The 25,214-nt window shown below is 51.6% G+C and carries 22 protein-coding genes and 1 tRNA gene; 8 read left to right on the top strand and 15 right to left on the bottom strand.

The features are described from left to right. The first annotated feature begins 3 nt into the window (after positions 1–3). Genes OCU43_RS09980 through OCU43_RS09970 form a run of 3 tightly spaced genes read left to right on the top strand, consistent with a single transcriptional unit; the run spans position 4 to position 3,756 of the window. A complete protein-coding gene (locus OCU43_RS09980) occupies positions 4–1,107 on the top strand; it encodes a microcin C ABC transporter permease YejB (RefSeq protein WP_091358268.1) in 1,104 nt (367 codons plus the stop codon). Positions 1,108–1,112: 5 nt separating this feature from the next. After that, the gene (locus OCU43_RS09975; RefSeq protein ID WP_091358264.1) at positions 1,113–2,165 is read left to right on the top strand and encodes an ABC transporter permease; all 1,053 of its coding nucleotides are present in this window, start codon (positions 1,113–1,115) and stop codon (positions 2,163–2,165) included. Next, the gene (locus tag OCU43_RS09970) at positions 2,158–3,756 is read left to right on the top strand and encodes an ABC transporter ATP-binding protein (RefSeq protein WP_091358261.1); all 1,599 of its coding nucleotides are present in this window, start codon (positions 2,158–2,160) and stop codon (positions 3,754–3,756) included. Before OCU43_RS09975 ends, OCU43_RS09970 begins: the two co-directional genes overlap by 8 nt. Before the next feature lie 9 nt (positions 3,757–3,765). Here the strand turns inward: OCU43_RS09970 and OCU43_RS09965 are convergent, their stop codons facing one another. The 9 genes from OCU43_RS09965 to nfuA all read right to left on the bottom strand — a co-directional run bounded on the left by OCU43_RS09965 (position 3,766) and on the right by nfuA (position 13,564). Continuing rightward, entirely contained in the window at positions 3,766–4,146 is a 381-nt protein-coding gene (locus tag OCU43_RS09965) for a hypothetical protein (protein WP_091358258.1), read from the bottom strand. A 227-nt stretch (positions 4,147–4,373) separates the two neighbouring features. Further along, the gene (locus tag OCU43_RS09960) at positions 4,374–5,498 is read right to left on the bottom strand and encodes a glycosyltransferase family protein (RefSeq protein ID WP_091358255.1); all 1,125 of its coding nucleotides are present in this window, start codon (positions 5,496–5,498) and stop codon (positions 4,374–4,376) included. A gap of 4 nt (positions 5,499–5,502) precedes the next feature. Next, positions 5,503–6,240 carry a hypothetical protein gene (locus tag OCU43_RS09955; RefSeq protein WP_091358252.1) on the bottom strand — a complete coding sequence of 246 codons (738 nt, stop codon included), beginning with the start codon at positions 6,238–6,240 and terminating at the stop codon, positions 5,503–5,505. A 63-nt stretch (positions 6,241–6,303) separates the two neighbouring features. Next, positions 6,304–7,371 (bottom strand): glycosyltransferase family 2 protein, encoded by a 1,068-nt coding sequence (locus OCU43_RS09950; protein ID WP_091358250.1) that lies wholly within the window; start codon positions 7,369–7,371, stop codon positions 6,304–6,306. A gap of 350 nt (positions 7,372–7,721) precedes the next feature. Beyond that, entirely contained in the window at positions 7,722–9,602 is a 1,881-nt protein-coding gene (locus OCU43_RS09945) for a SurA N-terminal domain-containing protein (RefSeq protein WP_091358248.1), read from the bottom strand. A 151-nt stretch (positions 9,603–9,753) separates the two neighbouring features. Beyond that, positions 9,754–9,830 (bottom strand) — tRNA-Asp (locus OCU43_RS09940). Positions 9,831–9,869: 39 nt separating this feature from the next. Continuing rightward, a complete protein-coding gene (locus OCU43_RS09935; RefSeq protein ID WP_091358245.1) occupies positions 9,870–10,145 on the bottom strand; it encodes an HU family DNA-binding protein in 276 nt (91 codons plus the stop codon). Between the two features lie 127 nt (positions 10,146–10,272). Continuing rightward, positions 10,273–12,702 carry an endopeptidase La gene (lon, locus tag OCU43_RS09930; RefSeq protein ID WP_091358243.1) on the bottom strand — a complete coding sequence of 810 codons (2,430 nt, stop codon included), beginning with the start codon at positions 12,700–12,702 and terminating at the stop codon, positions 10,273–10,275. A 268-nt stretch (positions 12,703–12,970) separates the two neighbouring features. Continuing rightward, complete coding sequence (gene nfuA / locus OCU43_RS09925) at positions 12,971–13,564, bottom strand: Fe-S biogenesis protein NfuA (protein ID WP_091358240.1); 594 nt, start codon at positions 13,562–13,564, stop codon at positions 12,971–12,973. A 198-nt stretch (positions 13,565–13,762) separates the two neighbouring features. Between nfuA and OCU43_RS09920 the strand changes: the two genes are divergently transcribed. Next, complete coding sequence (locus tag OCU43_RS09920) at positions 13,763–15,091, top strand: MATE family efflux transporter (RefSeq protein ID WP_245756567.1); 1,329 nt, start codon at positions 13,763–13,765, stop codon at positions 15,089–15,091. A gap of 78 nt (positions 15,092–15,169) precedes the next feature. Beyond that, positions 15,170–16,339 carry a cation:proton antiporter domain-containing protein gene (locus OCU43_RS09915; RefSeq protein ID WP_091358235.1) on the top strand — a complete coding sequence of 390 codons (1,170 nt, stop codon included), beginning with the start codon at positions 15,170–15,172 and terminating at the stop codon, positions 16,337–16,339. Between the two features lie 186 nt (positions 16,340–16,525). On the opposite strand, the gene OCU43_RS09910 is transcribed toward OCU43_RS09915, so the two are convergent. Beyond that, complete coding sequence (locus OCU43_RS09910) at positions 16,526–17,509, bottom strand: glycosyl transferase family protein (RefSeq protein ID WP_091358232.1); 984 nt, start codon at positions 17,507–17,509, stop codon at positions 16,526–16,528. A gap of 199 nt (positions 17,510–17,708) precedes the next feature. Between OCU43_RS09910 and rlmD the strand changes: the two genes are divergently transcribed. After that, the gene (gene rlmD / locus OCU43_RS09905) at positions 17,709–19,103 is read left to right on the top strand and encodes a 23S rRNA (uracil(1939)-C(5))-methyltransferase RlmD (RefSeq protein WP_091358229.1); all 1,395 of its coding nucleotides are present in this window, start codon (positions 17,709–17,711) and stop codon (positions 19,101–19,103) included. A 1-nt stretch (position 19,104) separates the two neighbouring features. Beyond that, positions 19,105–19,743 carry an RluA family pseudouridine synthase gene (locus OCU43_RS09900; RefSeq protein WP_091358227.1) on the top strand — a complete coding sequence of 213 codons (639 nt, stop codon included), beginning with the start codon at positions 19,105–19,107 and terminating at the stop codon, positions 19,741–19,743. A gap of 10 nt (positions 19,744–19,753) precedes the next feature. Here the strand turns inward: OCU43_RS09900 and OCU43_RS09895 are convergent, their stop codons facing one another. The 3 genes from OCU43_RS09895 to dapA form a co-directional block, all read right to left on the bottom strand. Continuing rightward, entirely contained in the window at positions 19,754–20,707 is a 954-nt protein-coding gene (locus tag OCU43_RS09895; RefSeq protein ID WP_091358224.1) for a 2-hydroxyacid dehydrogenase, read from the bottom strand. Positions 20,708–20,858: 151 nt separating this feature from the next. Further along, on the bottom strand, positions 20,859–22,241 hold the full coding sequence (bamC, locus tag OCU43_RS09890; RefSeq protein WP_091358221.1) for an NlpB/DapX family lipoprotein: 1,383 nt from the start codon (positions 22,239–22,241) through the stop codon (positions 20,859–20,861). A gap of 18 nt (positions 22,242–22,259) precedes the next feature. Then, on the bottom strand, positions 22,260–23,135 hold the full coding sequence (dapA, locus tag OCU43_RS09885; RefSeq protein WP_091358605.1) for a 4-hydroxy-tetrahydrodipicolinate synthase: 876 nt from the start codon (positions 23,133–23,135) through the stop codon (positions 22,260–22,262). Positions 23,136–23,360: 225 nt separating this feature from the next. On the opposite strand from dapA, the gene OCU43_RS09880 reads away from it, so the two are divergent. After that, positions 23,361–23,828: a peroxiredoxin gene (locus OCU43_RS09880; protein ID WP_091358218.1), complete on the top strand. Its 468-nt coding sequence runs from the start codon at positions 23,361–23,363 to the stop codon at positions 23,826–23,828. A 56-nt stretch (positions 23,829–23,884) separates the two neighbouring features. On the opposite strand, the gene OCU43_RS09875 is transcribed toward OCU43_RS09880, so the two are convergent. Further along, complete coding sequence (locus OCU43_RS09875) at positions 23,885–24,964, bottom strand: AI-2E family transporter (RefSeq protein ID WP_091358216.1); 1,080 nt, start codon at positions 24,962–24,964, stop codon at positions 23,885–23,887. A gap of 13 nt (positions 24,965–24,977) precedes the next feature. Continuing rightward, a complete protein-coding gene (locus OCU43_RS09870; protein WP_091358213.1) occupies positions 24,978–25,214 on the bottom strand; it encodes a sulfurtransferase TusA family protein in 237 nt (78 codons plus the stop codon).

The following is a 25,214-nucleotide window of genomic DNA, read 5'->3' as shown; positions in this document are numbered from 1 at the left end:
TGAATGGCAGCTTATATCCTGCGGCGTCTGCTGCTGATTATCCCTACTCTGCTGGGTATTCTGACCATCAACTTCCTGATCGTACAGGCCGCTCCCGGCGGCCCGGTTGAGCAGACTATCGCCAACCTGCAGGGCCTGAACACCAGTTCAACATCCCGTTTCGACGGTTCAGCTCAGTCCGATCTGAGTAGCTCAGGCTCATCATCCGCAACAGGCAACAGCAGCACCTACCGGGGAGCACGGGGACTTGATCCGCAGTTGGTGAAGCAGATTGAAGCTCAGTTTGGGTTCGATAAACCAGCCCATGAACGTTTCTTTCAGATGCTGAAGAACTACCTGGTCTTCGATTTCGGCGAGAGCCTGTTCAGCGGCAAAAAAGTGACAGATCTGATCATCGAGAAACTGCCGGTATCTATCTCCCTCGGACTCTGGACAACCCTGATCACCTATCTGGTGGCCGTGCCACTGGGAATTAAGAAAGCGGTACGTGATGGCACCCCTTTCGATGTCTGGACCAGCTCAATGATTATCGTGGGCTACGCGATACCCAACTTTCTGTTTGCCATCCTGTTGATCGTACTGTTCGCTGGCGGCACATACTTCAGCTGGTTTCCGCTCAGGGGACTGACCTCTCCGGATTTCGATCAGCTGAGCATGTGGGGACAGATTAAAGATTATTTCTGGCATATCACCCTGCCGGTGCTGGTATCGGTGATTGGCAGTTTTGCAACCCTGTCGATGCTCACCAAAAACTCTTTTCTTGATGAGATTAACAAGCAGTATGTGATAACCGCCCGGGCCAAAGGATTAACTGAAAACCAGGTGCTCTATGGCCATGTTTTCCGTAATGCGATGCTGCTGATTATTGCCGGCATGCCTGCGGCGCTGATCGGTATCTTCTTCACCGGATCGATGCTGATTGAAGTGATCTTCTCACTCGATGGAATTGGCCTGCTGGGCTATGAAGCCGTCATTAAACGGGACTACCCGGTTATCTTTGGCACCCTGTATATCTTCACACTGATCGGTCTGTTACTTAAACTGGTCAGCGATCTTACCTATGTTGCGGTTGACCCACGAATCGATTTTGAAAGCAGAGAGAACTGAGCAGTATGCTAAAGCGGTTCAAATCCCTGAAAATAAGCCCTGTCAACCAGCGTAGACTGCAGAACTTCCGTAATAACCGGCGTGGTTACTGGGCGCTCTGGATCTTTCTGACGCTCTTTATTCTCAGCCTGTTTGCGGAGCTGATTGCCAACGATAAACCGCTCCTGATCGGCTATCAAAACAGCCTGTATTTTCCAGTGGCGATCGACTATTCCGAACTGGAGTTTGGCGGTGAGTTCGACACATTCGCTGATTACAAAGACCCCTATATTCAGGAACTGATCACCAGTAAAGGCGGCTGGATTCTCTGGCCACCTATACGTTTCAGTTATCAGACGATCAATCATGATCTGCCTGTCCCTGCCCCCTCTCCTCCAAGCACGGACAACCTGCTGGGCACCGATGATCAGGGGCGAGATGTCCTGGCCCGGGTTATCTACGGTTTCAGAATTTCAGTATTGTTTGCTATCACCCTGACGCTGATCAGCTCGGTCATCGGCGTTGCCGCCGGCGCGGTTCAGGGTTTTTACGGTGGTAAAATCGACCTGTTCTTCCAGCGTTTTATCGAGATCTGGTCGGGAATGCCGGTACTGTTCCTGCTGATTATTCTGGCCAGTATTGTGCAGCCCAACTTCTGGTGGTTGCTGGGTATCATGCTACTGTTTTCCTGGATGCAACTGGTTGATGTCGTGCGTGCCGAATTTCTGCGTGGACGTAATCTTGAGTATGTCCGGGCAGCCCGCGCGCTGGGCCTGAGTAACCGGCTGATTATGTTTCGCCATATCCTCCCCAATGCGATGGTAGCGACACTGACATTTATGCCGTTTATCTTCAACGGCTCGCTGGTCACCCTCACGGCGCTGGACTTCCTCGGTTTCGGTTTACCGCCAGGTTCAGCCTCACTGGGGGAGTTAGTGGCTCAGGGTAAAGCGAATCTGCATGCGCCCTGGCTGGGCTTGACCGCCTTTATCTCTCTGTCCGTCATGCTGACACTGCTGATCTTTATTGGCGAAGCTGTTCGTGATGCTTTTGACCCCCGGAAGGTGATGAATGACTGAACCCCTGCTCTCGGTACGCAACCTGTCAGTCCGCTTTGGCCAGAACCACTCAGCGGTCAATGCCGTTAACAACGTCAGTTTCGATATTATGTCGGGACAGACGATGGCCTTGGTGGGCGAATCCGGTTCGGGTAAATCGGTGACCGCGATGTCGATCCTTAAGCTGCTGCCATATCCTAAGGCCAGCCACCCAGGTGGAGAAATTTTATACCGGGGTAAAAATCTGCTACAGAACACTGAAGCGCAGATGCGGTCGCTGCGCGGTGACCGCATCAGTGTTATTTTTCAGGAGCCGATGACCTCGCTCAATCCGTTACACAACATATCCCGCCAGATCGGTGAGACACTGCTGCTGCATAAGGGGCTGACAGGCCTTCAGGCTCGCGAGCGGACGCTGGAGCTACTCAGCCTTGTCGGCATCAAGGATCCGGAAAAACGTCTTAACAGCTATCCACACGAGCTCTCTGGGGGGCAGCGGCAACGGGTGATGATCGCCATGGCACTGGCCAATGATCCGGAACTGCTGATCGCTGATGAACCGACGACCGCACTGGATGTCACAATCCAGGAACAGATACTGGAGTTGCTCCGCTCACTGCAGCGAAAACTGGGGATGTCGGTGCTGCTGATCACTCATGATCTGAATATTGTCCGCCGTTACAGTGATGCAGTCTGTGTGATGTATCAGGGATCGATTGTCGAGCAAAACCGCACAGCAGATCTGTTTGCCGACCCGCAACACCCCTATACCCTGAAACTTCTCAATGCAGAACCCTCAGGACTGCCTCAGCCGGTCGCAGAAACCGGTTCACCGATATTACAGACTGACAAGCTTAAAGTATGGTTTCCCGTTAAACGGGGCTTGCTGAAACGCACCGTGGACCATATTAAAGCGGTAAACCCCTGCAGCATTAAACTACACACTGGCCGCACTCTGGGGGTTGTTGGAGAGAGTGGTTCAGGGAAAACCACTCTGGGGCTGGCAATACTCCGTCTGATCCGCTCGGAGGGAGGCATACAGTTTGATGGCAAGGCGATTGAAAGTCTGAACCAAAGCGAAATCAAACCTCTGCGACGCAAAATGCAGATCGTATTTCAGGACCCCTATGGCAGCCTCAGCCCGAGAATGTCTGTAGCTGAATCGCTCAGCGAAGGTCTGGAGATCCATAATATCGGTTTACCCGGGGAACGTGAGCAGCTGATTATTGATGCTCTCAAAGAGGTAGGACTGGAACCCGATGACCGGCACCGCTACCCCCATGAGTTTTCCGGCGGCCAGCGCCAGCGCATTGCGATCGCCCGGGCAGTAATTCTCAAACCGGAACTGATCATCCTGGATGAACCAACCTCAGCCCTGGATCGCACCGTACAGGCACAGATAATCGATCTGCTACGCGAACTACAGCAGCGGTACAAACTCAGCTACATCTTCATCAGTCACGACCTGGCTGTCGTCAAAGCCCTCAGCCATGATCTGCTGGTGATGCAACAGGGTGACGTGGTTGAACAGGGCTCCGCTGCTGATATATTCAGCAACCCTGGCCAAAGCTATACCCGCCGTTTACTGGAGGCCGCCTTTGCCGCAGGTTGAATATCGCCCTCAGGGTGCTGGTGGCGACAGTGGCGGAGGCACGACAGCAGCCGGATCCACCGGAATTTTCATACCAGTTGTGGCATCATAAGGGAATCCTGTTGGTATAATATGCACGCCGTCCGGGCACCGGATCAACGCGGCAAGCCCCAGAACCATCCCCTCACCAGCAGCGCCATAACCACCGACCGAAATGGCTTCACAGCCAACCGTCTGACTACGGTTAATAGCGAGCTGCAGCTCCTGTGCCGCTTCAGCACCCGTGGCCATCGATTCACCGATAATAACGAAGCTTTTACCACCACTCATCCGGGTCGGATTATGCTGACACCCGGTGATGAAAATGATGGCAACAACACACACAGCAAAAGAAACAGGTCTGATTTTCATACGGACCTCCTGAGATTAGCGTTTTTATTATTACGATTTCATCACGCCCTCAGACAAGCAGTTTAATGGTTGTAAAACCTGAGGTGGGAATGAAAACAGCCGTTAGTAGCCTTTAAAATCTCACAGATGTTGATCAGTATAGTATTAAAACGACAGTTTTAAGATTTCAGAGACCCAGCCCGCCTGCAGTTTAAATGTTTCCCTTCGCGCTAATTGAGCACCCTGACCTACGGCGAAGCAGGTTTAACCAGTGACGTCAGCAGTTCCAGCCAGATCTCCAGGCGATCAATTGCCCGGTCATAGCCATGTGCAGCGGATAGATGAGAGGGGGTAAGCTCTGTAGCGCTACTTAACGCTCTGCATGCCTGATCAATGCTGTCTGCGAATGCCTGAGAATCACCATCCCAGACGACTATCCGATGCCGTAAGCCAAGCTCAGCCGCCCGTGCCGCATTACGCTGCTGTTCGGGTTGATCGGTGAGCACCAGTATAATGGGCTTGTCATAGACCCGGGCAATCGATAGTGCCGCCATCCCCGGTGCAGAGATGATCAGCGAGCTGCGGGCAGCCTGGCTGACCCAATCGGTGTCCCGGGCTAACCAGCCTGGACGGTGTGCCATCCCCTCGCCAACCAGATGTGCTATCCCACCTGCATCAGAAATCCCCTGCTCTAACGCCGCAGCGAGTGCGGAATCACAAAAGTGTGGATTAAGATACCCTGCTATGTGCATCCTGCCCTGATCAGGCTGGTCCCTGCCCGGCTTTACCACAGCAACAGGGGTAGGCAGGCGAAAGCAGTCACCGTTGTGCTCAGCCATAGAGGGGTAGGCAAAATGATGTTCCAGACGTGCTCCGGCACGACTGATCTGCCATGCAACAACAGCGCTGTATAACCTCGCCACAGCCACCGGAATGCGGCCATTGAAGTTTGTTTCCAACGCCTGGCGCAGGCTGGCCCCGTAAATATGCACCACCTTGTGTCGCCAGACAGGCAAACACCCCATGAATAACAGTGCCGGGTGAAACGAATCATTGAGTACAAGATCATTGTCACGAAACACCTGGCGTAGTTTCCAGATATCCCGGGCCATGCGCTTAGGGTGAAAAATATAGCCCGCAACATTAGCATCCGTTGCTCCACGCAACATGTTCTGCTGAGTATCAAACTGCACCGAGTAATGACGCGACAAAACTGTTGCTGCCAGCCCAAAGCCCGCTAAGAATCGCTGCCCCTCATCGGAGGTGGTAATGAGTTGCACCTTAACTCCCCGGGCTTGCAATGCATGCGTGAGCAACTGTGCCCGCATCAGATGACCTCTGGCATCCGCTGTTGCCAGATAAGCAATGCGCATACACTTAACTCCGGTCTGGCAAGAGGCGAAGCAGCAGACCCACAGAGAGTAACCCGAGGGCACCGGTAACGGACCAGGAACGGTCGACAGCCCGGATCTCTGCCAGCATCTTTTGTAATGTCCCCTGCTCATGGGGTTCTACCAGACGGATTAAGGCACCGCTGCACATCTGCACGTGCCTGCCTTCGTCTGAGAGCACTCGTACCAGCAGAGGCAGCAGAGGGTGTGACGGAGAGATCTGTTGGAGCAACCGGATATGACGTTCCAGCACCCGCGTGGCCATCTGTTCCGCACACAAGCCAATGGCAAATGCGGGTACCAGTAATCGGCTCTTAAAAGACGACTCATATCGGTGTGCTATCGCGTGCCACTGGGCAATTTTACGACGGCTTAACCAGTCTGGCTGTGCAGTACTTTGAGCAACCGTCGTTTCACCGCGCTCCTCCAAAGCCGCAGCAAAGGCCCGGACATGTTGCCGTTCTTCGTTTAAGTGCTGTTCCATCTGGCGCACTATCCAGTCTGGTGGTTCGCTCAATAGCTCTTGTTGCAACGCAATCTCTGTGGCGTCTTCACCTATAAGATAGATGCGTAACAATAACCGCTCACCGGCATGACTTGCATGAAGTTGTCGTAACGCCGCTCGTTTGATAGCGTTCACCCATTGCGCCTGTAAACGTAACCATCCATACAACACAGGCGGATCACAACAGTCCTGTACAAAGGGTGCTGAATCAGCAGACATAAGCTTCTCTCCGGATATCCCTGTTTAAAGTGACACTGTCAGTTACGGTGCTTTGCCTGATCATCATTTGGATGAGCCATGGTAGGACAACGCCTGGACGTCACCGCCCTCTTTACCGCGAGGATAGCGCACACCTAAACCGCGCATCAGGGCGCCACTCATATCCAGCGCTGAGAAACCGATAATCAGGGTAATAGCCGCTAACCAGCGAAGCCGATATAATGGCGGCAGATCCTGCTTATTAAGGGCTCGCACACTGAAGCCCAATCGGGCAATCAACACACATAAAGGCCCAATAGGTCCACTTCTTGCCAGCCACTGCCATCGCGCGGGCATATAGCTTCGCACCAGAAATGGCGTCAGCCCGCAGGTATCCTGCCCACGCAGCCACCTCAATTTGATGATGTCCTTTAAACTATCAGGAAAGCGATGAACGGTGTGCGCTCTGGCAGCATAATGCAGAGGAATCCCCTGCGATTGCAGTTGTAAACCGAGCACCTGACAGTGGGCTCGATAGACACTCTCCAGGTCCTGGTAATGATATTCAGCGAAAACATCCCGACGAAAAACAACGTTATTGGCATAAAAGTTACGCGTTGCTCCGTCTGCCAGAACCCCGGGAAAGTACATGAAATCGAGGGTTGTCAGCGCTGTTCCCGCCAGGTCAGGTGCATAACTGGTGCGTCCCGCCACTGCGGCAAGTGTGTCATCCCGGATAAATGGATACAGTAGCTGAGCTAACCAGTCTGCTGCTGGCACGCAATCTGCGTCGGCAAAAACAACCCATCGGCAGCGCTCAGGATCTGTTGCGGCAAATCCCGCATTCTTTGCGTGGTAGTAGCCCGTAGAGGGATCAATCTTTACAAAATCAACAGGATGCCCGGCGATATCCTCCACCTCCTTAAAAGAGGATTCATCCAGTCCGTCGTGTGTTATGACTATCTGTGCCAACGAGGTTAGTGGCAGGCTCTGATTTGCCAGCAACCCGACAACCCGTTTAAGGCTGGAGAGAACTCGTTCAATATCTGCACCACCGCGCAGGTTATTGGTTTCTAATACCAGTGCAGTGCGACTTGCCACACTGTTCAGCGCTGTGCTTGTATCCGATGGAATGCCGTTAATGGTGTCCATTTGCTTGAAATACTCCCTGTATAAAAGCGGTTTATGACGGTAATCTCCAGACCAGAATGAGATCTTATCTGTGCGCATACAGCCGGCTTCAATAAGCCAGTGACGGCTAGCACAGAATCACCCGCACCGGTGACCACAACCGAGCTCCTCTGGGTCGAGCTAAATGATTAAATACTACAGGACTTAAAAACACCTTCCATAGCCTGTGGTTGCCATCTGATCTCCCTGGCACAGACTGAATATTACACAATTAAGTCTGGGTTGTAACGCCAGGATTCAACCGCCCGATAACAGGCAATAAAAAAGGCTGCATCAGCAGCCTTTTTCAGGTTTCATTGAGTCCGGCGATTTCAGAGCCTTTCGATTTCAGCTGCGTTTTTACGTGCTTCCATCACCGCCTGATAATCAAACTGACCAGAACGCTGGCTGAGAATATTTCGCATCGCTTTTTTCTCATCGGCAGAGACCGCTGACAGATCCGGCTCATGTAGCGCCGTGACGGCAACAATTGCCTGGGCTCCATCCTTGAGTGTAATCAGAGAGTAAGAAGCACCCTGTTCTGGCTTAGGCAGCTTAAATGCAGCGGCCATAACCTCAGCGGGCTGTTTCCGATCAGCACGTCCCACCGCATCCGCAACCTGCCACTCAGCACCATTAACCGGTTTGCGCTCAGCCCCCTGTTGCAGTTTTTCAAGCTCCCCTTCCAGAGAGGCCTGCAACGCTTCGCCTGCCTTCTGCAGAGTCAGAATTTCAGTGATCTGTGGCCTGACCTCCTCTTCACTCAGCTGACGCGGACGGATATGCTCCTTAACCCGCAGTACCAGAGTGCGTCCTGAGTCCAGTTCGATCGGATCACTGTTGAAGCCATCACGAATCAGCTCTTCGTTGAACGCTGCGCGAACAACCCGCTGATTCGAGGTGACATCATCATTGCCGCCTTTACGACTGAAAGGAGCCGCTTCAACTATCTTTAGGTTGAGCTCCGCTGCCGGCTCCTGCAGATCACCGGATGAGAATGCCAGATCGGTCAGTTGCCCAACCCGCTCAACGTAGATCTGCTCAACCTTGTTGTCCAGCTGCTCAGCGATCAGTTGATCTTTAACCTCTTCAAATACCGGAGCCTTACTCTCAGACAGATCGGTAAGTTTAATGATGTGATAACCAAATGCCGTGCGTACAGGTTCAGACACCTCACCGGCTTTCAGTGAATAAACCGCCTGCTCGAACGGTCCATCCAGCATCCCTTTCTGATAGACACCCAGATTACCACCATCAGAGGCAGAGCCAGGGTCATCAGACTCAGTTTTTGCCAGCTCGGCAAAATCTTCACCTGCAGCGAGTTTTTTCTCGAGATCCTGAGCCTTGGCCAGTGCAGCAGCATCATCAACACTGTCTGACACTTCGATCATGATATGAGAAACGGTGCGCTGCTCTTCAGATTTAAACGCCGCTTTCAGTTGCTCAAACTGCCCTTGCAGCTCAGCATCATCAACCTTAACTTCTTTCAGAAGGTCCGCTTTATTGATCAGCAGATATTGAATGGCCACCTGCTCATCGGTCATAAAGTCCTGCTGATGCGCATCGTAGTAAACGGTCAGGTCATCTTGCGTCAGAGACACATCTTTCATGTAATCCTGCAGCCCTACCTTAAGATACGCCAGATCACGGGTTTGCCGGTCCAGAGTAATAATCTTGTCAGCTTCGCTGTTCAGGACAAATGCAGAGCCCATATAACCCGAACGTTCATAGCCAATCAGGCTCTCTTTACGCAGCAGATTCTTATACATCATCGGTGTCAGCCCTGCATTGCGCAGTACCGCCTGATAACGGTCAGGGTTAAAAACACCATCGACTTTGAAATCCTGGGTATTAACAATCATCTGATCCAGCACCTGATCAGAGATGGCCATATCCTGATTCGTCGCAGACTGAACCAGGATCTCCTGTTGAATCAGGTTATCCAGGGTCGCCTTACGGATAAGATTATCATCCAGCAGGGTTGGATCAGCATTCTCACCCATCTGCGCCAATAGCTGACGACGTTGCAGGTCAGCACCCTGCAACACATCCCGCTCACTAATGTCGACACCGTTGACGGTCGCGGGGGCGTTTGAACCTGAGGTCAGACTGACCAGGGACTCCACCCCGAATAGTGCAAAGGTAACGACGATCAGACCAACAATGATCTTGGCGACGATTCCCTGGGAGTTATCTCGGATATTCTGAAGCATGATGCCTCTTGGCCTCTAAGGTAGTGTACAAATAGAAAAAAAGGCGCATCCTGACAGGATGCGCCTTTGATATGTTTGGCAGTACGGAACCGGTTTTAATGGTTTCCGCTACCCAGAGAAACACTGACAGTATAATCAGCGATCTCACATTTGGCGGAACGGACGGGACTCGAACCCGCGACCACCTGCGTGACAGGCAGGTATTCTAACCAACTGAACTACCGCTCCGGATGCCAGCGATCCTTTCGGATCAGGCGCTAGCTATTCTTACTTATTGACAGCGTCTTTCAGAGCCTTACCAGGCTTGAAAGTAGGCAGAGTCGCCGCAGCGATCTGAATTGGCTGACCAGTCTGAGGGTTACGACCAGTACGTGCAGCACGCTCCTTCACACCGAAAGTACCGAAGCCTACCAGTGCAACAGAATCACCCTTTTGCAGAGCGCCGGAAATTGATTCCAGTGTAGCATCCAGTGCGCGGCCAGCAGCAGCTTTTGGAATATCCGCAGAAGCTGCGATTGCGTCGATTAGTTCAGATTTATTCACATTGTTCCCCTTATATGAATCGTTTTTATATTCTGTAGCCCATGCCCAGCAAGTTGACGGACAATTTATACCAAGCCTGCAAATCAGGTGTCAAGCGGGTTGCAGCCTGTTTTGCCACTATTTTGTGTTAATGCGGTTTTATTTGTCCCTGCTCATTTTTTGCTTGCTTTTTCTTTTCAGAAAAGCTTGCTTTTTGCTCCTCCGTCAGCGGTTCAGGACTGAACTTCAGAGCAATTTGCAATACCTCGTCTATCCATTTTACCGGACAGATTTCAAGGTCTGCTTTGATGTTTTCAGGAATTTCCTTCAGATCACGCTTGTTCTCATCCGGAATAATAACTGTTTTGATACCACCGCGATGCGCTGCCAGCAACTTCTCTTTCAAGCCACCGATAGGCAATACCTGCCCACGCAAGGTGATCTCACCGGTCATCGCTACATCGGAGCGAACCGGAATATTTGTCAGGACAGATACTAATGCAGTACACATCCCGATACCAGCACTTGGACCATCTTTTGGTGTCGCACCTTCCGGTACATGGATATGAATATCGTTTTCCTCATGGAAATCCGGATTTATACCCAGCGATTCTGCCCGGCTACGCACTACGGTCATCGCCGCCTGAATCGACTCCTGCATCACCTCACCGAGGGAACCGGTACGAATCTGACGCCCTTTACCCGGCACAACTGCGGATTCAATCGTCAGGATATCCCCGCCGACAGAGGTCCATGCCAGACCGGTTACATGGCCGATACGGTCCTGCTCTTCAGCAACACCGAAATTGCACTTACGCACACCGGAATAGTGCTCCAGGTTTTCGCTGTTTGCGACCACCGAAGCGTTCTTATCGTCACCCAGCGCAATCTCTTTAATCACCTTACGGCAGATCTTGGCAATCTCTCTCTCAAGACCCCGTACACCCGCTTCACGGGTGTAGTAACGGATCAGATCAGTAACCGCCTCATCCTCAATGATCAGCTCACCCTTCTTCAGACCATTCATTTTAGTCTGCTTAGGTATCAGATACTTACGAGCGATATTTAATTTCTCATCTTCGGTATAACCCGGAATGCGAATAATCTCCATACGGTCCAGCAATGGGCCGGGGATATTCATCGAGTTAGAGGTACAGACAAACATCACATCGGAGAGATCGTAATCGACTTCGAGGTAGTGGTCGTTGAAGGTACTGTTCTGCTCCGGATCAAGCACTTCCAGCAGCGCTGAAGCGGGATCGCCGCGCTGATCCATACCCATTTTGTCGATCTCATCAAGCAGAAACAGTGGGTTTTTCACCCCAACCTTAGACATCTTCTGTATCAGCTTACCCGGCATCGAACCAATGTAGGTACGCCGGTGTCCCCGAATCTCCGCTTCATCGCGAACGCCACCCAGTGCCATCCGAACATATTCACGGTTGGTAGCCCGTGCAATGGACTGTCCCAGAGAGGTTTTACCCACACCCGGAGGCCCTACCAGACAGAGAATAGGCCCTTTCAGCTTACGCACACGTCGCTGCACTGCCAGATATTCAAGAATGCGGTCTTTAACCTCTTCAAGGCCGTAGTGATCTTCGTTGAGAATCACCTCTGCCCGCTTCATATCATGGCGCAATTTAGAGCGTTTCGACCAGGGGATCTGAAGCATCCAGTCGATATAACCCCGAACAACAGTGGCTTCAGCAGACATTGGAGACATCATCTTCAGCTTGTTGTATTCGTTCAGCGTTTTATCCAGCGCTTCCTTCGGCATACCGGCCTCATCGATCCGTTTTTTCAACTCTTCGATATCGGTATTGCCGTTTTCATCCAGGTCGCCCATCTCTTTCTGAATCGCTTTCATCTGCTCATTCAGATAGTACTCTCGCTGGCTTTTCTCCATCTGTTTTTTAACGCGCCCACGAATCCGTTTCTCAACCTCAACCAGGTCGATCTCAGACTCCATCAACGCCATCAGATGTTCCAGACGCAGTTTATCGTCCAGAATTTCTAAAATTTTCTGTTTTTCATCCAGCTTGAGGGACATATGTGCGGCAATGGTATCCGCCAAACGGCCGATCTCATCGATCGACCCCAGCGAAGTAAGCACTTCAGCCGGGATCTTTTTATTCACCTGCACAAAACGTTCAAACTGATCCAGAGCGGTACGTTTATAGATCTCTGCTTCGCTGTCGCTAACCTCGCTGACCGGCAGAACCGTAACATCGGCAGTGAAATGGCTATCGCTGGTATGCAGGGTTTCTATACGCGCTCGATAATCACCTTCCACCAGCACTTTAACGGTACCATCGGGCAGCTTCAGCATCTGTAGCACGCTTGCTACTGTACCGATTGAAAACAGATCGCCACCGACAGGCTCATCGTCTGAGGCATTTTTCTGAGCTATCAGCAGGATCTCTTTGTCCTGCAGCATCGCAGCTTCAAGGGCCTGAATTGATTTTTCCCGGCCAACAAACAGGGGGATCACCATATGAGGATATATAACAACATCACGCAGCGGTAAAACCGGCAACGTGGTGGTAGTGATCTCTTTATCATTCTCGAGTGGTGCCATAATGGACCTTACTCCTTTTTCGAAAGAAACTGCGGGAAGACAGCAGTTACGGACTGTATGACATATCGTTCTTACTGGTTAATGGGGCTTGGACGGCAAAAAACAACCATATCCCAGTAAAACTTACATAAAAAAGCAATAATCAATATCAGCGTTATATCAGTTCACCCGAAAGCGAACAACGTACCAAAATGGTAGGTAGGAGGGCTGGCAGAGGTTTTAACATCAAAAAAGCCCGGACAAGCCGGGCTTCAGGGCAGAATATGTCTTACTTATAGTAAGCGTTATCCGTCACAGAATGGTCAGTTACATCCCGGACACCTGCAAGCCCACTTATGCGTTCTACCAGTGTTTTCTCAACACCATCCTTAAGGGTCATATCTACAGCACTACACCCCTGGCAACCACCACCAAACTGCAGAATAGCAATGTGACCGATCTCTTCCTCTACCAGCTCAATCAGTTTAACTTCACCACCATGGGAAGAGAGACCGGGGTTAATATCAGAGTAGAGAATGTAGTTAATCTGCTCTTCCATTGGGCTGTCATCAGAGACTTTGGGTACTTTGGCGTTTGGAGCCTTAATGGTTAACTGGCCACCCATTCTGTCAGTGGCGAAATCAACCGTGGCTTCCTCCAGGTAGGGCAGACTATTTTTTTCAAAATAGAACCTGACCTTTTCCATCTCCATAACTTCATCATCTTCGACAACCTCATCTGGACGGCAGTAAGCCAGGCAGGTCTCAGCGTAAGGTGTTCCCGGCTGAGTCACAAACATCCGTACAGCAATACCTTCAACATTCTGTTTTTCTAGCAGCTCAGCAAGGTAGGTTTCCGCTGATTCGGTCACTGTAATATTCATTAAAATTCCTGTTAAATCACTGTCTCATATGGTTGACAGGATACACGTTTTCTAAACCCGAGTAAATTGCTCAGTTATTAACCAGAACATCGTTAATACTATTCTGTTAAACTGCCCCGTTTTACACCTTTGTGGCAGACTTCACAATATTCTCACGGGCCATCACCCGCCCATTTCGGCAATAGGGAAACCGGATTTTTGAAACGCCTGCAACGCATTAAAACTATTCTCACGCTGGGATTGCCCATTGTTGGCGGCATGTTATCACAAAGTGTTCTGAATCTGGTGGATGCCGCCATGGTAGGTCGTCTGGGCGAAACAGCACTGGCAGGCATCGGCGTCGGAGGCTATATAAACTTCCTCGCGGTCAGTCTGATACTGGGGCTTTCGTCTGGCGTTCAGGCACTGGTGGCGCGTCGCAGAGGGCAGAGCCTTGACGCAGAAACAGCAACTCCGTTGGGCTGGGGCATTATCGTTGCCTTTGCCATCGCCCTGCCCCTGACTCTCCTGTTTTTGATTAACGCCGAGTGGCTGATAACGCTGCTGAGTGATGATATTCAGGTAGAAGAGATCGCAGCCAACTATTTTAGTTATCGTGTGCTGGCTCTGCTGGCGGTCGGTCTGAATCTCAGTTTTCGTGGTTACTGGAACGGCACCAACAGGCCGGTCGTTTATCTGCGAATCCTGCTGATGGTACAGTTTCTCAATGTGTTGATCAGCTACACCCTGATCTTTGGTTATTTTGGTCTTCCCGCCATGGGCGCAGCCGGTGCGGGGCTGGGAACAACTATCTCGCTCTATCTGGGTGCAGTATTGCTAGCACTGGTGACATTGCCAACTGCGATCAACAAAGGGATGCTCAACCTGCAACGCAGCAATCTGAATCAACTGAAGTCGCTACTGCGCCTCGCGGTTCCCCACTCTATTCAACAGTTTCTCTTTGCCGCGTCCATGCTGGTCCTGTTCTGGATAATCGGGCTATTGGGCACCACCGAACAGGCGATCGGACATGTGCTGATAAATCTGGCTCTGCTGCTGATTCTGCCAGGCGTAGGGTTGGGTGTTGCGTGCACAACACTGGTCAGTCATGCACTGGGACAAAATGATCCCAACATGGCCAGTCGCTGGGGCTGGGATGTTATTCTCACGGCTATACTGATCATGCTGCTGCTCAGTTTGCCGATGTGGCTATACCCCGATTCGCTGCTAGGGCTCTTTCTGGCCACCGCTGAAGCGATCAATAAAGCCCATACCCCGCTGATGTTAACCGGGTTGGCGATCTGCCTGGATGCCGCGGCTATCGTTTTAACCCAGGCGCTGCTGGGGGCTGGAGCAAACCGGGTAGTGATGCTGATCAGCAGCCTGGGGCAATGGTTTTTTTATCTGCCACTAGCCTGGCTGATCGGCCCCTGCCTGGGTTACGGACTAACCGGTATCTGGTTATTACAGACATTTCACCGGGCAGGTTCTTCGCTGATCTTTATTTATATCTGGAAGCGCCGCAACTGGGTTCATATCCGCATATAGATTGGGTAGACTGAACAGGTAATCCGGATCGGATCGGACCACCAACCCAGCCTGAATTTACAGGATATCTGCTTATTTATGTTGCAACAAAGCCTGGTTTTCTCTTTTTTTCTTATCTTCACCGGGGCTGCGATACTGGCGTCTATCGCGCTCTATACCCGACAGCCCCTGCTGGTTGCATACATAGTGCTGGGAGCAGCGCTGGGACCCTATGGTTACAGCTTCATCCAGGATACCGCCCTGTTATCGGACATATCCCATGTCGGCATCATATTTCTGCTGTTCCTCCTCGGGCTCGATATGCAACCCAGTCACCTGGTACATATGCTTAGAAAAGCAACTCTGGTGGCGATTTTCAGCGCGGTGATATTTATGGCCATCGGCTATGGCGTGGGGGTCGCGTTCGGCTTTACCCGGACAGAAGCGATTATTATCGGTGTGGCGCTGATGTTTTCCAGCACCATCATCGGTATCAAACTACTGCCAACCACAGTGCTACATCACAAGCATACCGGGGAGCTGGTGGTGGGCCTTCTGCTGCTTCAGGATGTCATCGCGATTCTGGTGCTACTGTTCCTTAACAGCGGAGATGGCGGCACCAGCCAAGTGACAACCTTCCTGAAAACAGCGGTGGCGTTACCGCTGATTATCGGTGCAGCACTGCTGTTTGTGCGCTACATACTTTTGCCGCTGATTCAGAAGTTTGACCGTTTTCATGAATATATCTTTCTGGTAGCCATCGGCTGGTGCCTGGGCCTTGCCGAGCTGGCCCACGCGGTAGGCCTGTCAGCAGAAATCGGCGCGTTTATAGCGGGAGTCAGCCTTGCAACCAGCCCAATCTCTCAGTACATCGCCACCAGTTTACGTCCGTTGCGTGATTTTTTCCTGATACTGTTCTTCTTTTCTATCGGTGCCAGCTTTAATCTGGGACTGCTTGGACAGATAATTATCCCCGCACTGATTCTCGCGGCGCTGGTGCTGGCCATCAAACCCATCGTGTTTCGCTTTCTGCTGCAAAGCATCAGCGAAAGTAACAAGCTTGCCTGGGAAGTGGGCTTCCGTCTGGGCCAGATCAGTGAATTCTCACTGCTGATCGCTTACATGGCCACCAGCGCGGCGATGATTGGACAGGAAGCCTCCCACGTTATACAGGCAACCGCCATCCTGACCTTCCTGCTATCAACCTACATAGTGATATTCAACTTCCCAAGCCCCATCGCGGTATCGGATAAGCTCAGAAGGGATTGAGGCGGCAAAACCAGCCGCAAGACGCAACTCCGTTGCTTATCTAGAACGGCGCCTGCGGCTCCTGCTGGTTGCGAGAAAAAGCAAGAAGACAATTAGATTTTGTTTCTTCTAGCAAGCGGCTCTGCCGCGTCTGGCAACTAACAAGTCACACAGTGACGTCTGGCCAGGAAAGCTGGCTTTCCGATCTCAGAAGCGTTCCCTATCCCTTCCCTGCCACATCTGTTCAGCCAGTGTGAAACAACCAGCATCATCTGCCGCTTTATTGAGCAGTTTCAGAATCAGCGCCAGTGTAGAAAGCACCGCTCCTTCACCGTATTCATCTGTTATCTCACCCCGCCACACTGATAACAGGTCAGCAGTATCCAGCTCTTGCTTAACCAGCCGGCGCGGATAGTAACGGGACCACTGGGAGGTACTATAGTCACCGCCACGGGTCCATTGCAGGTCACACTCTGTGTCAGGCTTCACTTCTGCTTCACCGCCATCACCCTTGATGGTCAGACCATTGGCAACCCCCAAAAGCTGCGCGGTTTTCTGATGCATCGGACCGTAAGCCGGGTGAAAAACACCGTCCACTGTGTGCAGGGCATGCAGCGGATTGATCAGTCGACACAGCGTGTGTACCGGTGATCTGAGTCCCAGCACCGGACGCAGATTGATGATTCTGCCCATCTCGGGGCTCAGCGTATTGATCGACATAAAAGCAAACCGTGAAGCATTTAGCGATTCGGTCACTTCGTTCCAGTCGCGACAGGCCGTTATACCAAACAGCTGCAGGCAGTCTTCGGTGTAGATGCGGTCAGGTGTGTGGCCACGGGCACCATGCATAAAAATCCGGGTACCATTTTCCGCTAATATCAGCGCCACCAGAATAAACCAGGGCAGTTGACGTTTTTTACCCGCATAGGTTGACCAGTCCAGATCGACTGTTAGCTGTTGCGGAGCGCCAGATCGCCCCCTCACCGCCTCGATAAATCCCGCCAACTCTTCAGGGGATTCCTCTTTCACCCGCAATAACATCAGAAAGGCACCCAGTTGTTCGGGCTCAACCTGACCGTCTAAAATCATCTCCATCGCTTCCCGGGCCTCGATCTGACTCAGCGAGCGGGAGCCCTGCTTTCCTTTTCCCAAAATACGTACAAAGGGGGCAAACGGATGTTCCTGTGACATAAAACTGCTCTGACCAATAGATAGAAGTTAAATAATTTTATACCCTGAACAGCCATCGGATGAAGCAATTACTCCGAAAAACTATTTTTCCCTGAGGCGACCTGCAGCCAAACCGCAGTAAAGAGTCGACTCCTTTCCCTGGTCAGGATGCTTTAATCCCCCTGCACTGGTAGAATCCGCGCTTCGTCAGGAGAAGCACATGAAACTGAACAGTTCCCGCACCATAAAACAGCCCCCGGCTCGTAAGCCATCACAGCCGCTACCCTCAGAACCGGTAGAGCTGACCATTAACGCTCTGAGCCATGATGGCCAGGGGATTGGGCGTTATCAGGGTAAAACGGCCTTTATTGCCAACGCTCTGCCTGGAGAACAGGTTCTGGCGCGACTCACTGAAGAGAAAGCTAAGTTTTATACGGGCCATACCGACTCGATTATCACCGCTTCCAGCCATCGAACAGAACCTGCCTGCCCTCATTATGATCAGTGCGGTGGTTGCGATCTGCAACACCTGGAAAACAGCGAACAGCTTGCCCTGAAGCAGACTCAGGTGCTGGAACAACTGGAACGTATAGGCAGCACTAAGCCTGAGCATATCGATCCGCCACTAACGGCTAACCACTGGCATTATCGTCGCAGCGCCCGCATCGGCATCAATCAGCTCTTTGACGGTGAGCCCATCGTCGGTTTTCGCCGCAAAAGCAGTCATCTGCTGACTCAGATCGATAGCTGCATGGTGCTGGATAAACGGGTAAGCGATCTTTTTAGCCGGGTCAGAGAGGCGCTCAGAGACACGGGGGATATCAAACATATAACCCAGATTGATGTTGACCTGGGGGATCAGGGTGGCTATCTGTCCTTAAGACTGAAAAAACCACTGAATGATCAGCATCTGCAGATTTTCACTGCGCTAGCAGAACATTATGAACTGAGCCTGCAGCTGCAAGTTATCGGCTCAGATCCGCAAGTGGACGACACCTGCTTAACCGGTTACGCACTGGATCAATTGGAGCTGACGTTCCGCCCCGGTGATTTTATTCAGGTGAACGCCGAAATCAATCAGCAGATGGTTAATAAAGCCTGCCAGCTACTGCAACTGAAGCCCGACGATAAGGTACTCGATCTGTTTTGTGGTCTGGGCAACTTCTCCCTGCCGGTAGCCGCCGCAGGAGCCTCAGTGACAGGAGTTGAGGGCAGCCTGACAATGGTAGAGCAGGCGCAGCGCAATGCACTGCATAATCAGTTGCAGAACTGCCAGTTCTTCTGCGCCAACCTGGCCGATGATCTGAAGGGGTTGCAGTGGTTCAGGCAGAGCTATAACAAGGTCATTCTTGACCCACCCCGCACCGGAGCGGCTTCGCTGATACCGCAGGTCTGTAGTCTCAGACCGGAGTTAATTCTCTATATCTCCTGCAACCCTGGCGCGCTGGCGCGTGACAGTGAATTGCTGGGCCAGGAGGGATATCAGATGAAGCACTGCCTGGTAATGGATATGTTCCCACAAACCCATCATATCGAATCGATGGCACTGTTCGTGCGGGGCAAAAAGAAAACCCGGAAAAAGAAACTGTTTGCCGGCAAAGGGATCAGCCGCTGAGATGTCAGCATTAATGGCAGAGCACGATATTCTCTTCGCCGATGATGAGATCGTCGTTGTTAATAAGGCGGCCGACCTGTTATCGGTGCCGGGACGCGGAGCGGATAAACAGGACTGCCTGTGGCGCAGGGTTCAGCAACACTACCCTACTGCCCGAATCGTCCACCGACTGGATTATGCAACGTCAGGTGTGATGGTGTTAGCTCTCAGCGCGACCAGCCATCGACATCTGAGTATTCAGTTTCAGGAGCGCAAAACCGACAAGTCCTATCAGGCAATAGTGGCGGGACGGTTAGCTAAAAACAGCGGCACCGTTAATCAACCGTTACGTTGCGACTGGGAAAACCGCCCCCTGCAGATCATCGATCACCAGCAGGGTAAATCCGCACAAACCCATTGGCGTTTAATCGAACAGCTGGACGATGCCAGCCGGGTCGAGCTGACACCGATTACCGGTCGTTCGCACCAGCTGCGGGTGCATATGCAGTTTCTCGGGCACCCGATTCTGGGAGATCGCTTCTATGCCACGCCCCGGCAGATTGAGCGATCAGAACGGCTGTTGCTACATGCACACTCACTCAGCTTCAGCCATCCGGTGAGCGGTGAGCCGCTGTCATTCAGCTCGCCAATGCCCTTCTGAGCGTCCCCGGCTAATTAACCACCCGGATCGGTTCTCCGGCTTTCAGGCCCACAATGGTTTCGGTCATCTGATCGACTATCCGCTGGCGAGCCTGGATACTGCCCCAGGCACTGTGAGGGGTAATAATCAGATTGGGGATATCATCGGCCAGTAAGGGGTTACCATTCACCGGCGGCTCCTCACTCAGTACATCGGTTGCCGCCCCGGCAAGCTTACCGCGACGCAAAGCATCAGCCAGATCGGTTTCATTCACAATGCCGCCACGGGACGCGTTGATCAGAAAAGCGCCGGTTTTCATCTGTTCGATCGCATCAGCATCGATCAGGTCGCGGGTCTGCTCGGTCAGCGGGCAGTGTAAACTCAGGACATCAACCTGAGGCAGCAACTCTTCCATCGCCAAACGACCACCGACCGTATCACCTCCGATACGCTGGGCGACCACGACATTCATACCAAATGCGCCCGCCAGTTGCGCTACCCCGGCACCCAGATTGCCATATCCCACGATGCCCAGTGTTTTACCGCTGAGTTCCTGTATCGGGTAATCCAGCAAACAAAACTGTTCCGCCCGGCCCCATCGACCATCACGGGCAGCCTGATTATAGGCTATCAGATTAGTGTGTAACGCTAGCATCAACGCCATAACATGCTGTGACACCGAAGCAGTACCATACGCCTGGCAGTTGGACACTGTGATTCCCAGCTCTGATGCCGCCTGAAGATCAACATTATTCGTGCCAGTGGCGGCGATACAGATATGCTTAAGCTGAGTGGCAGCAGATAGTGTCTCCCTGTCCAGAACAACTTTATTCACAATCACTACATCAGCACCGGCAACCCGTTTGGCAATCTGCTGCGGTGCCGTTGCCGGATAGGGATGAAAATGGCTGAACTCCGCTTTCAGCGCGGCCAGATCCAGGTCATCGCAATCCAGGCTTTGCAGATCAAGAAATACTGCCTTCATAGCTATTCACCTATATCGTTTCGAGAAAAATGCTGATTAACAACACTAAAACTCTCAATAACACAAAAAATTAAATAAAAAAGGGGCCTGCTATTCAGAAGGCCCCTGTTATGTCGCTCTGAAAGCCAGGCTCATCACCTGGCTTTATTTTTCAGATCTGTTCTTTGATCTCCCAGAGTATCTCATCAGCAATCACCGCAGGCGCTGAGTAACCATCCGGCGTTTTAACGGTCAGGAACACACCGTTAGAGGTCCGGTTCATATGCAGCTGATACTGACCAACATGTTCATACTTCCCTGATTCATTATTATAGACGCCATCCTGATCATCACCGAAGATATAGATCACCTTACCAGCAAACCATATTTTGAATCCCTTACGGCTCGCCAAGTCCGTTGTATCATCAATATTATATTGCTGACCAACATCGGTAGTTTCATCTTTACTGTACTGTTTTGAACTGTATGAAGGGACATCAGTATTTTTACTGCTTCCAATGCCAAACACCTCGCCAACGCTACCAGTATCAAAGGTGATCGCTTTACGATCAGAGTGCAACCACTCAAAGAAGCCCATCTTTTCGGTATCTTCAAACGGCGTCGAGGTGGTGTAGGTCAGGTAGATCACACCGGTCTGCTGATCCCGGGTACCCACATCCAGAGTGGTTTTATCGATCGCCCTGTTGATCTGCGCCCAGGCCTGATCAACCGGCACAGTAATTTTCAGTGCCGGGAACCCCTTGGAGTCGCGTCCCATCTGCGGCAGATCGTTACGCTGCCGTTTCATTTCAAGCAAGCTGAGACTGTTTCCGGCATTACTGGTTGATTTGCTCAGGTAACGCAGCATTTCAAACATCATATCGGTTTTATAGCCAACGTCGGTGGCATCTTCTGTCCAGTTAACCGGCTGGTCTTTCTGTTCCTGAGCAACCCGTATATGTTGCATCGAAATAGTCGTCCGGTCAAAATTGTCAGCCACCGGACGCACTGATACCCGCAGCTTGTCACTGACAGGCCCCTCGATATCCTGGAACGTCAGATGTTTGATCATACTGTCGACGAAGCTTAACTCCTCACCTGCAGTATCGATCCAGTCGGTCTCCATGACACCTTCCCGAGGCGCAGATTTTGCCAGAGCGACATTGTTGAAACGCCAGAAGTCCTGTAACTGAATCCAGACATCGCCAACAGGCTCATCCACAATCAGAACTTTTTCATCCCCCTGACGCTTAAGGTTAACGGTGCCATTGCCGGCATCTGCATAGAAAAACTCAGGACGGGGCACAACAAAATCTGTCGTTCGCTGGGAAGCCGTCTGGCCAGCACTCGGAATTTCCAGAACATCCTGCATCGCTTTGGAGCGGCTCTGGATCGCCGGAGGCAGTTCCAGCCGCTGGGTTGCCTTAGCCTCTTCGTAGTTCTGGCTGCGATCGTTGATGAGCCCATGCTCGCCATATATTGGATTTGAGTATGAACCACATCCAGCAACACTTAACACAGCTGCCGCCAGAGGCAACAAGGCAATTATTCTCATTATGCTCGTCCGTTAGTTTCAGATAATTTCGCAGGCTTTCAGGGCATCACGCACCTGATTGTGATAGTGATCAGACAGAACAGTCAGTGGTAAGCGAATCCCCAACCCCATCAGCCCCATCTCAGCGACAGCCCATTTCACCGGAATCGGGTTAGCTTCAACAAACATCGCCTTATGCAGCGGCATCAGCGAAGCCTGAATGGCGCGTGCAGCCTCAGCCTCACCGGCTATCGCCAGTCGACATAGCTCTCCCATCTGGGCAGGTGCAACATTGGCCGTTACGGAGATATTGCCATCCCCGCCCAGCAACATCAGTTCAACCGCCGTTTCATCATCACCGGAATAGATCGCAAACTCTTTTGGCGCGGCGTCTATCAGCGCTTTGGCACGCTCAAGATTCCCCGTTGCTTCCTTTATACCAATAATGTTGGGTATTTCCGCCAGACGCAGAACCGTTTCGGGCAGCATGTCACAGGCGGTACGCCCCGGTACGTTATAAAGAATCTGTGGAATATCAACCGCTTCAGCAATAGTTTTGTAATGCTGATACAGGCCTTCCTGAGTGGGTTTATTGTAATATGGAGTCACCAGCAGACAAGCATCCGCGCCAACCCCTTTAGCCGCTTCGGTCAGCTCAATCGCTTCGCGGGTGGAGTTTGCACCCGTACCGGCGATAACAGGTATAGCCCCGCCAACACGCTCAACCACCCGTTTGATAACCTGACAGTGCTCATCACAACTGAGTGTGGCAGATTCGCCGCTGGTACCGACAGCGACTATCGAATCAGTACCCTTTTCCAGATGAAAATCGACCAGTTTATCCAGTGCGCCCCAGTCGACATCACCGTTAGAGTTCATCGGGGTAACAAGAGCAACAATGCTGCCAGTAATCATCATGGTCTCCATCAAGAGGTATACAGAATGGCCTATGGTACTTGCCTGAGATTAGCGGCTCAACCCATTTAAGCTCAATACGTTAGCGTAATCTGAATATTCGAAAAACGATGTTTTCAGGGGCTGCCAAAACTGTGTAATCTGTTATCGTATAAAAAGCGTATTATTCTAACTGATCTCGGTCAGATAAGCGTAGTTTTTAAGACAGTTTTTTAAGGAAAAAGTATGAGCCAGCCAACGATTGATCAACCCGTAACCGACTTCACCGCGACAGCCACCAGCGACACCTCTGTGACGCTGTCTGAACTGAAAGGTTCCAACGTGGTCATCTACTTCTATCCGAAGGACAGCACCCCTGGCTGCACCACCGAAGGCCAGGATTTCCGTGATCTGTACAATCAGTTTGAGGCGGCTAACACCCGAATTTTCGGTGTTTCCCGCGATAGTCTGCGCGCCCATGAAAATTTCAAAGCCAAACAATCGTTTCCCTTTGAACTGATCAGTGACCCCGATGAAACGCTCTGCAAACTGTTTGATGTGATCAAACTGAAAAAACTGTATGGCAAGGAGCATATGGGTATCGAACGCAGCACTTTCCTCATCGATGCTGACGGAGTACTGCGAAACGAGTGGCGTAAAGTTAAGGTGAAGGGGCATGTCGCAGAGGTACTGGAAGCAGCTAAAGCACTCTGACCCTGCTCCGCCTCCTGTTCAATTAAATAAGCCGGCCTGCAGCCGGCTTTGTTATATTACGAATCCCGTCCGGCATCCTGAATAAAAGAGTGGCTATTAGGCCAGGCATTGAGGATAGCTTTGATCAGGGTAGCCAGCGGGATGGCAAAAAACACCCCCCAGAACCCCCAGATACTGCCAAACACCAGCACCGCGATAATAATCGAAACAGGGTGTAGGTTCACCGCTTCAGAGAACAGCAGTGGCACTAATACGTTGCCATCGAGGGCCTGAATAATGCCGTAGGCCAGCATCAGGTACCAGAACTCATTGGTCCAGCCCCACTGAAAAAAACCGATCAGCGCCACCGGCAGCGTCACCAGTGCCGCACCGATATAGGGGATCAGCACCGACAGACCGACCATAATTCCCAGCAAAGCCGCATAGTTGATTCCCAGAAAGGCAAACGCCACATAGGTCACCGAGCCGACAATCACGATTTCAATCACTTTACCCCGGACATAGTTGGCGATCTGTTGATCCATTTCCGTCCATACCTGAGTCAGCATCTCTTTCTTCTGTGGCAGAAAAGAGACCCACCAGCGCACCAGGCTGCTGCCATCTTTAAGAAAGAAAAACACCAGTATCGGCACCAGAACGACATAGATCAGCAGCGCAATCAATCCGGTAATGGAGTTAAGCGAGTAAGTCACCACCATCTGGCCCACTTTTCTCAGCTCGGTGGTTGCCAGATCGATAATCTGGGTAATTTGCTGTTCTGAAAAAACATCCGGATATTGCTGTGGTAACAGTAACAACACCTTCTTAGCCTGCGTTACCATCCCCGGCAGTTCATTGAACAGGTTTACCGACTGTTTCCAGGCCAGCGGCATAATAAACAGCAGCAACGACAGCAGCACACTGATAAACAGAGTGAACACCAGCAGCACCGATGCCAGATGGGGAACATTATGCTCTTTCAACCAGACAATCATCCCCTGCATCAGAAAAGCCAGGATAATACTGGTAAACACCGGTGTCAGTGCCTGCCCCAGATAGAGAATGATTCCCAGTGCTCCTGCCAGCAGCACCAACAACAGCATTACCTCCTCATTAGAGAAGTAATTGTCGATCCATTTGCTGAAAATTTTTCTCACACTCTGCTCCCTGTTAGCCGCGCTGAATAATATAGGTATACTGACCGTCATTGCTGAACGATTCCAGCATCCGGTGGTCTGACTGATCGACAAACGCCTTGAAATCCCGCTGAGATCCGGCATCGGTCGCGACCACTTTGAGGACTTTACCCGGCTCCAGCTTATGTAACGCCTGCTTCGCTTTTAACAGCGGTAGCGGGCAATTCAGGCCGCGGGCATCGAGTTGCTCATCCCAATGGGTCTCAGTCAT

The sequence above is a fragment of the Amphritea atlantica genome (genome assembly GCF_024347255.1).
Classification (GTDB): domain Bacteria; phylum Pseudomonadota; class Gammaproteobacteria; order Pseudomonadales; family Balneatricaceae; genus Amphritea; species Amphritea atlantica.
This window is presented reverse-complemented; position numbering and strand designations above follow the sequence as displayed.

What these genes read in the sequence shown, in the direction of transcription:
- OCU43_RS09980 (WP_091358268.1), top strand. Translation starts at nt 4, where the DNA reads ATGGCAGCTTATATCCTGCGGCGTCTGCTGCTGATTATCCCTACTCTG.
- OCU43_RS09975 (WP_091358264.1), top strand. Translation starts at nt 1,113, where the DNA reads ATGCTAAAGCGGTTCAAATCCCTGAAAATAAGCCCTGTCAACCAGCGT.
- OCU43_RS09970 (WP_091358261.1), top strand. Translation starts at nt 2,158, where the DNA reads ATGACTGAACCCCTGCTCTCGGTACGCAACCTGTCAGTCCGCTTTGGC.
- OCU43_RS09965 (WP_091358258.1), bottom strand. Translation starts at nt 4,146, where the DNA reads ATGAAAATCAGACCTGTTTCTTTTGCTGTGTGTGTTGTTGCCATCATT.
- OCU43_RS09960 (WP_091358255.1), bottom strand. Translation starts at nt 5,498, where the DNA reads ATGCGCATTGCTTATCTGGCAACAGCGGATGCCAGAGGTCATCTGATG.
- OCU43_RS09955 (WP_091358252.1), bottom strand. Translation starts at nt 6,240, where the DNA reads ATGTCTGCTGATTCAGCACCCTTTGTACAGGACTGTTGTGATCCGCCT.
- OCU43_RS09950 (WP_091358250.1), bottom strand. Translation starts at nt 7,371, where the DNA reads ATGGACACCATTAACGGCATTCCATCGGATACAAGCACAGCGCTGAAC.
- OCU43_RS09945 (WP_091358248.1), bottom strand. Translation starts at nt 9,602, where the DNA reads ATGCTTCAGAATATCCGAGATAACTCCCAGGGAATCGTCGCCAAGATC.
- lon (WP_091358243.1), bottom strand. Translation starts at nt 12,702, where the DNA reads ATGGCACCACTCGAGAATGATAAAGAGATCACTACCACCACGTTGCCG.
- nfuA (WP_091358240.1), bottom strand. Translation starts at nt 13,564, where the DNA reads ATGAATATTACAGTGACCGAATCAGCGGAAACCTACCTTGCTGAGCTG.
- OCU43_RS09915 (WP_091358235.1), top strand. Translation starts at nt 15,170, where the DNA reads ATGTTGCAACAAAGCCTGGTTTTCTCTTTTTTTCTTATCTTCACCGGG.
- OCU43_RS09910 (WP_091358232.1), bottom strand. Translation starts at nt 17,509, where the DNA reads ATGTCACAGGAACATCCGTTTGCCCCCTTTGTACGTATTTTGGGAAAA.
- rlmD (WP_091358229.1), top strand. Translation starts at nt 17,709, where the DNA reads ATGAAACTGAACAGTTCCCGCACCATAAAACAGCCCCCGGCTCGTAAG.
- OCU43_RS09900 (WP_091358227.1), top strand. Translation starts at nt 19,105, where the DNA reads ATGTCAGCATTAATGGCAGAGCACGATATTCTCTTCGCCGATGATGAG.
- OCU43_RS09895 (WP_091358224.1), bottom strand. Translation starts at nt 20,707, where the DNA reads ATGAAGGCAGTATTTCTTGATCTGCAAAGCCTGGATTGCGATGACCTG.
- bamC (WP_091358221.1), bottom strand. Translation starts at nt 22,241, where the DNA reads ATGAGAATAATTGCCTTGTTGCCTCTGGCGGCAGCTGTGTTAAGTGTT.
- dapA (WP_091358605.1), bottom strand. Translation starts at nt 23,135, where the DNA reads ATGATTACTGGCAGCATTGTTGCTCTTGTTACCCCGATGAACTCTAAC.
- OCU43_RS09880 (WP_091358218.1), top strand. Translation starts at nt 23,361, where the DNA reads ATGAGCCAGCCAACGATTGATCAACCCGTAACCGACTTCACCGCGACA.
- OCU43_RS09870 (WP_091358213.1), bottom strand. Translation starts at nt 25,214, where the DNA reads ATGACTGAGACCCATTGGGATGAGCAACTCGATGCCCGCGGCCTGAAT.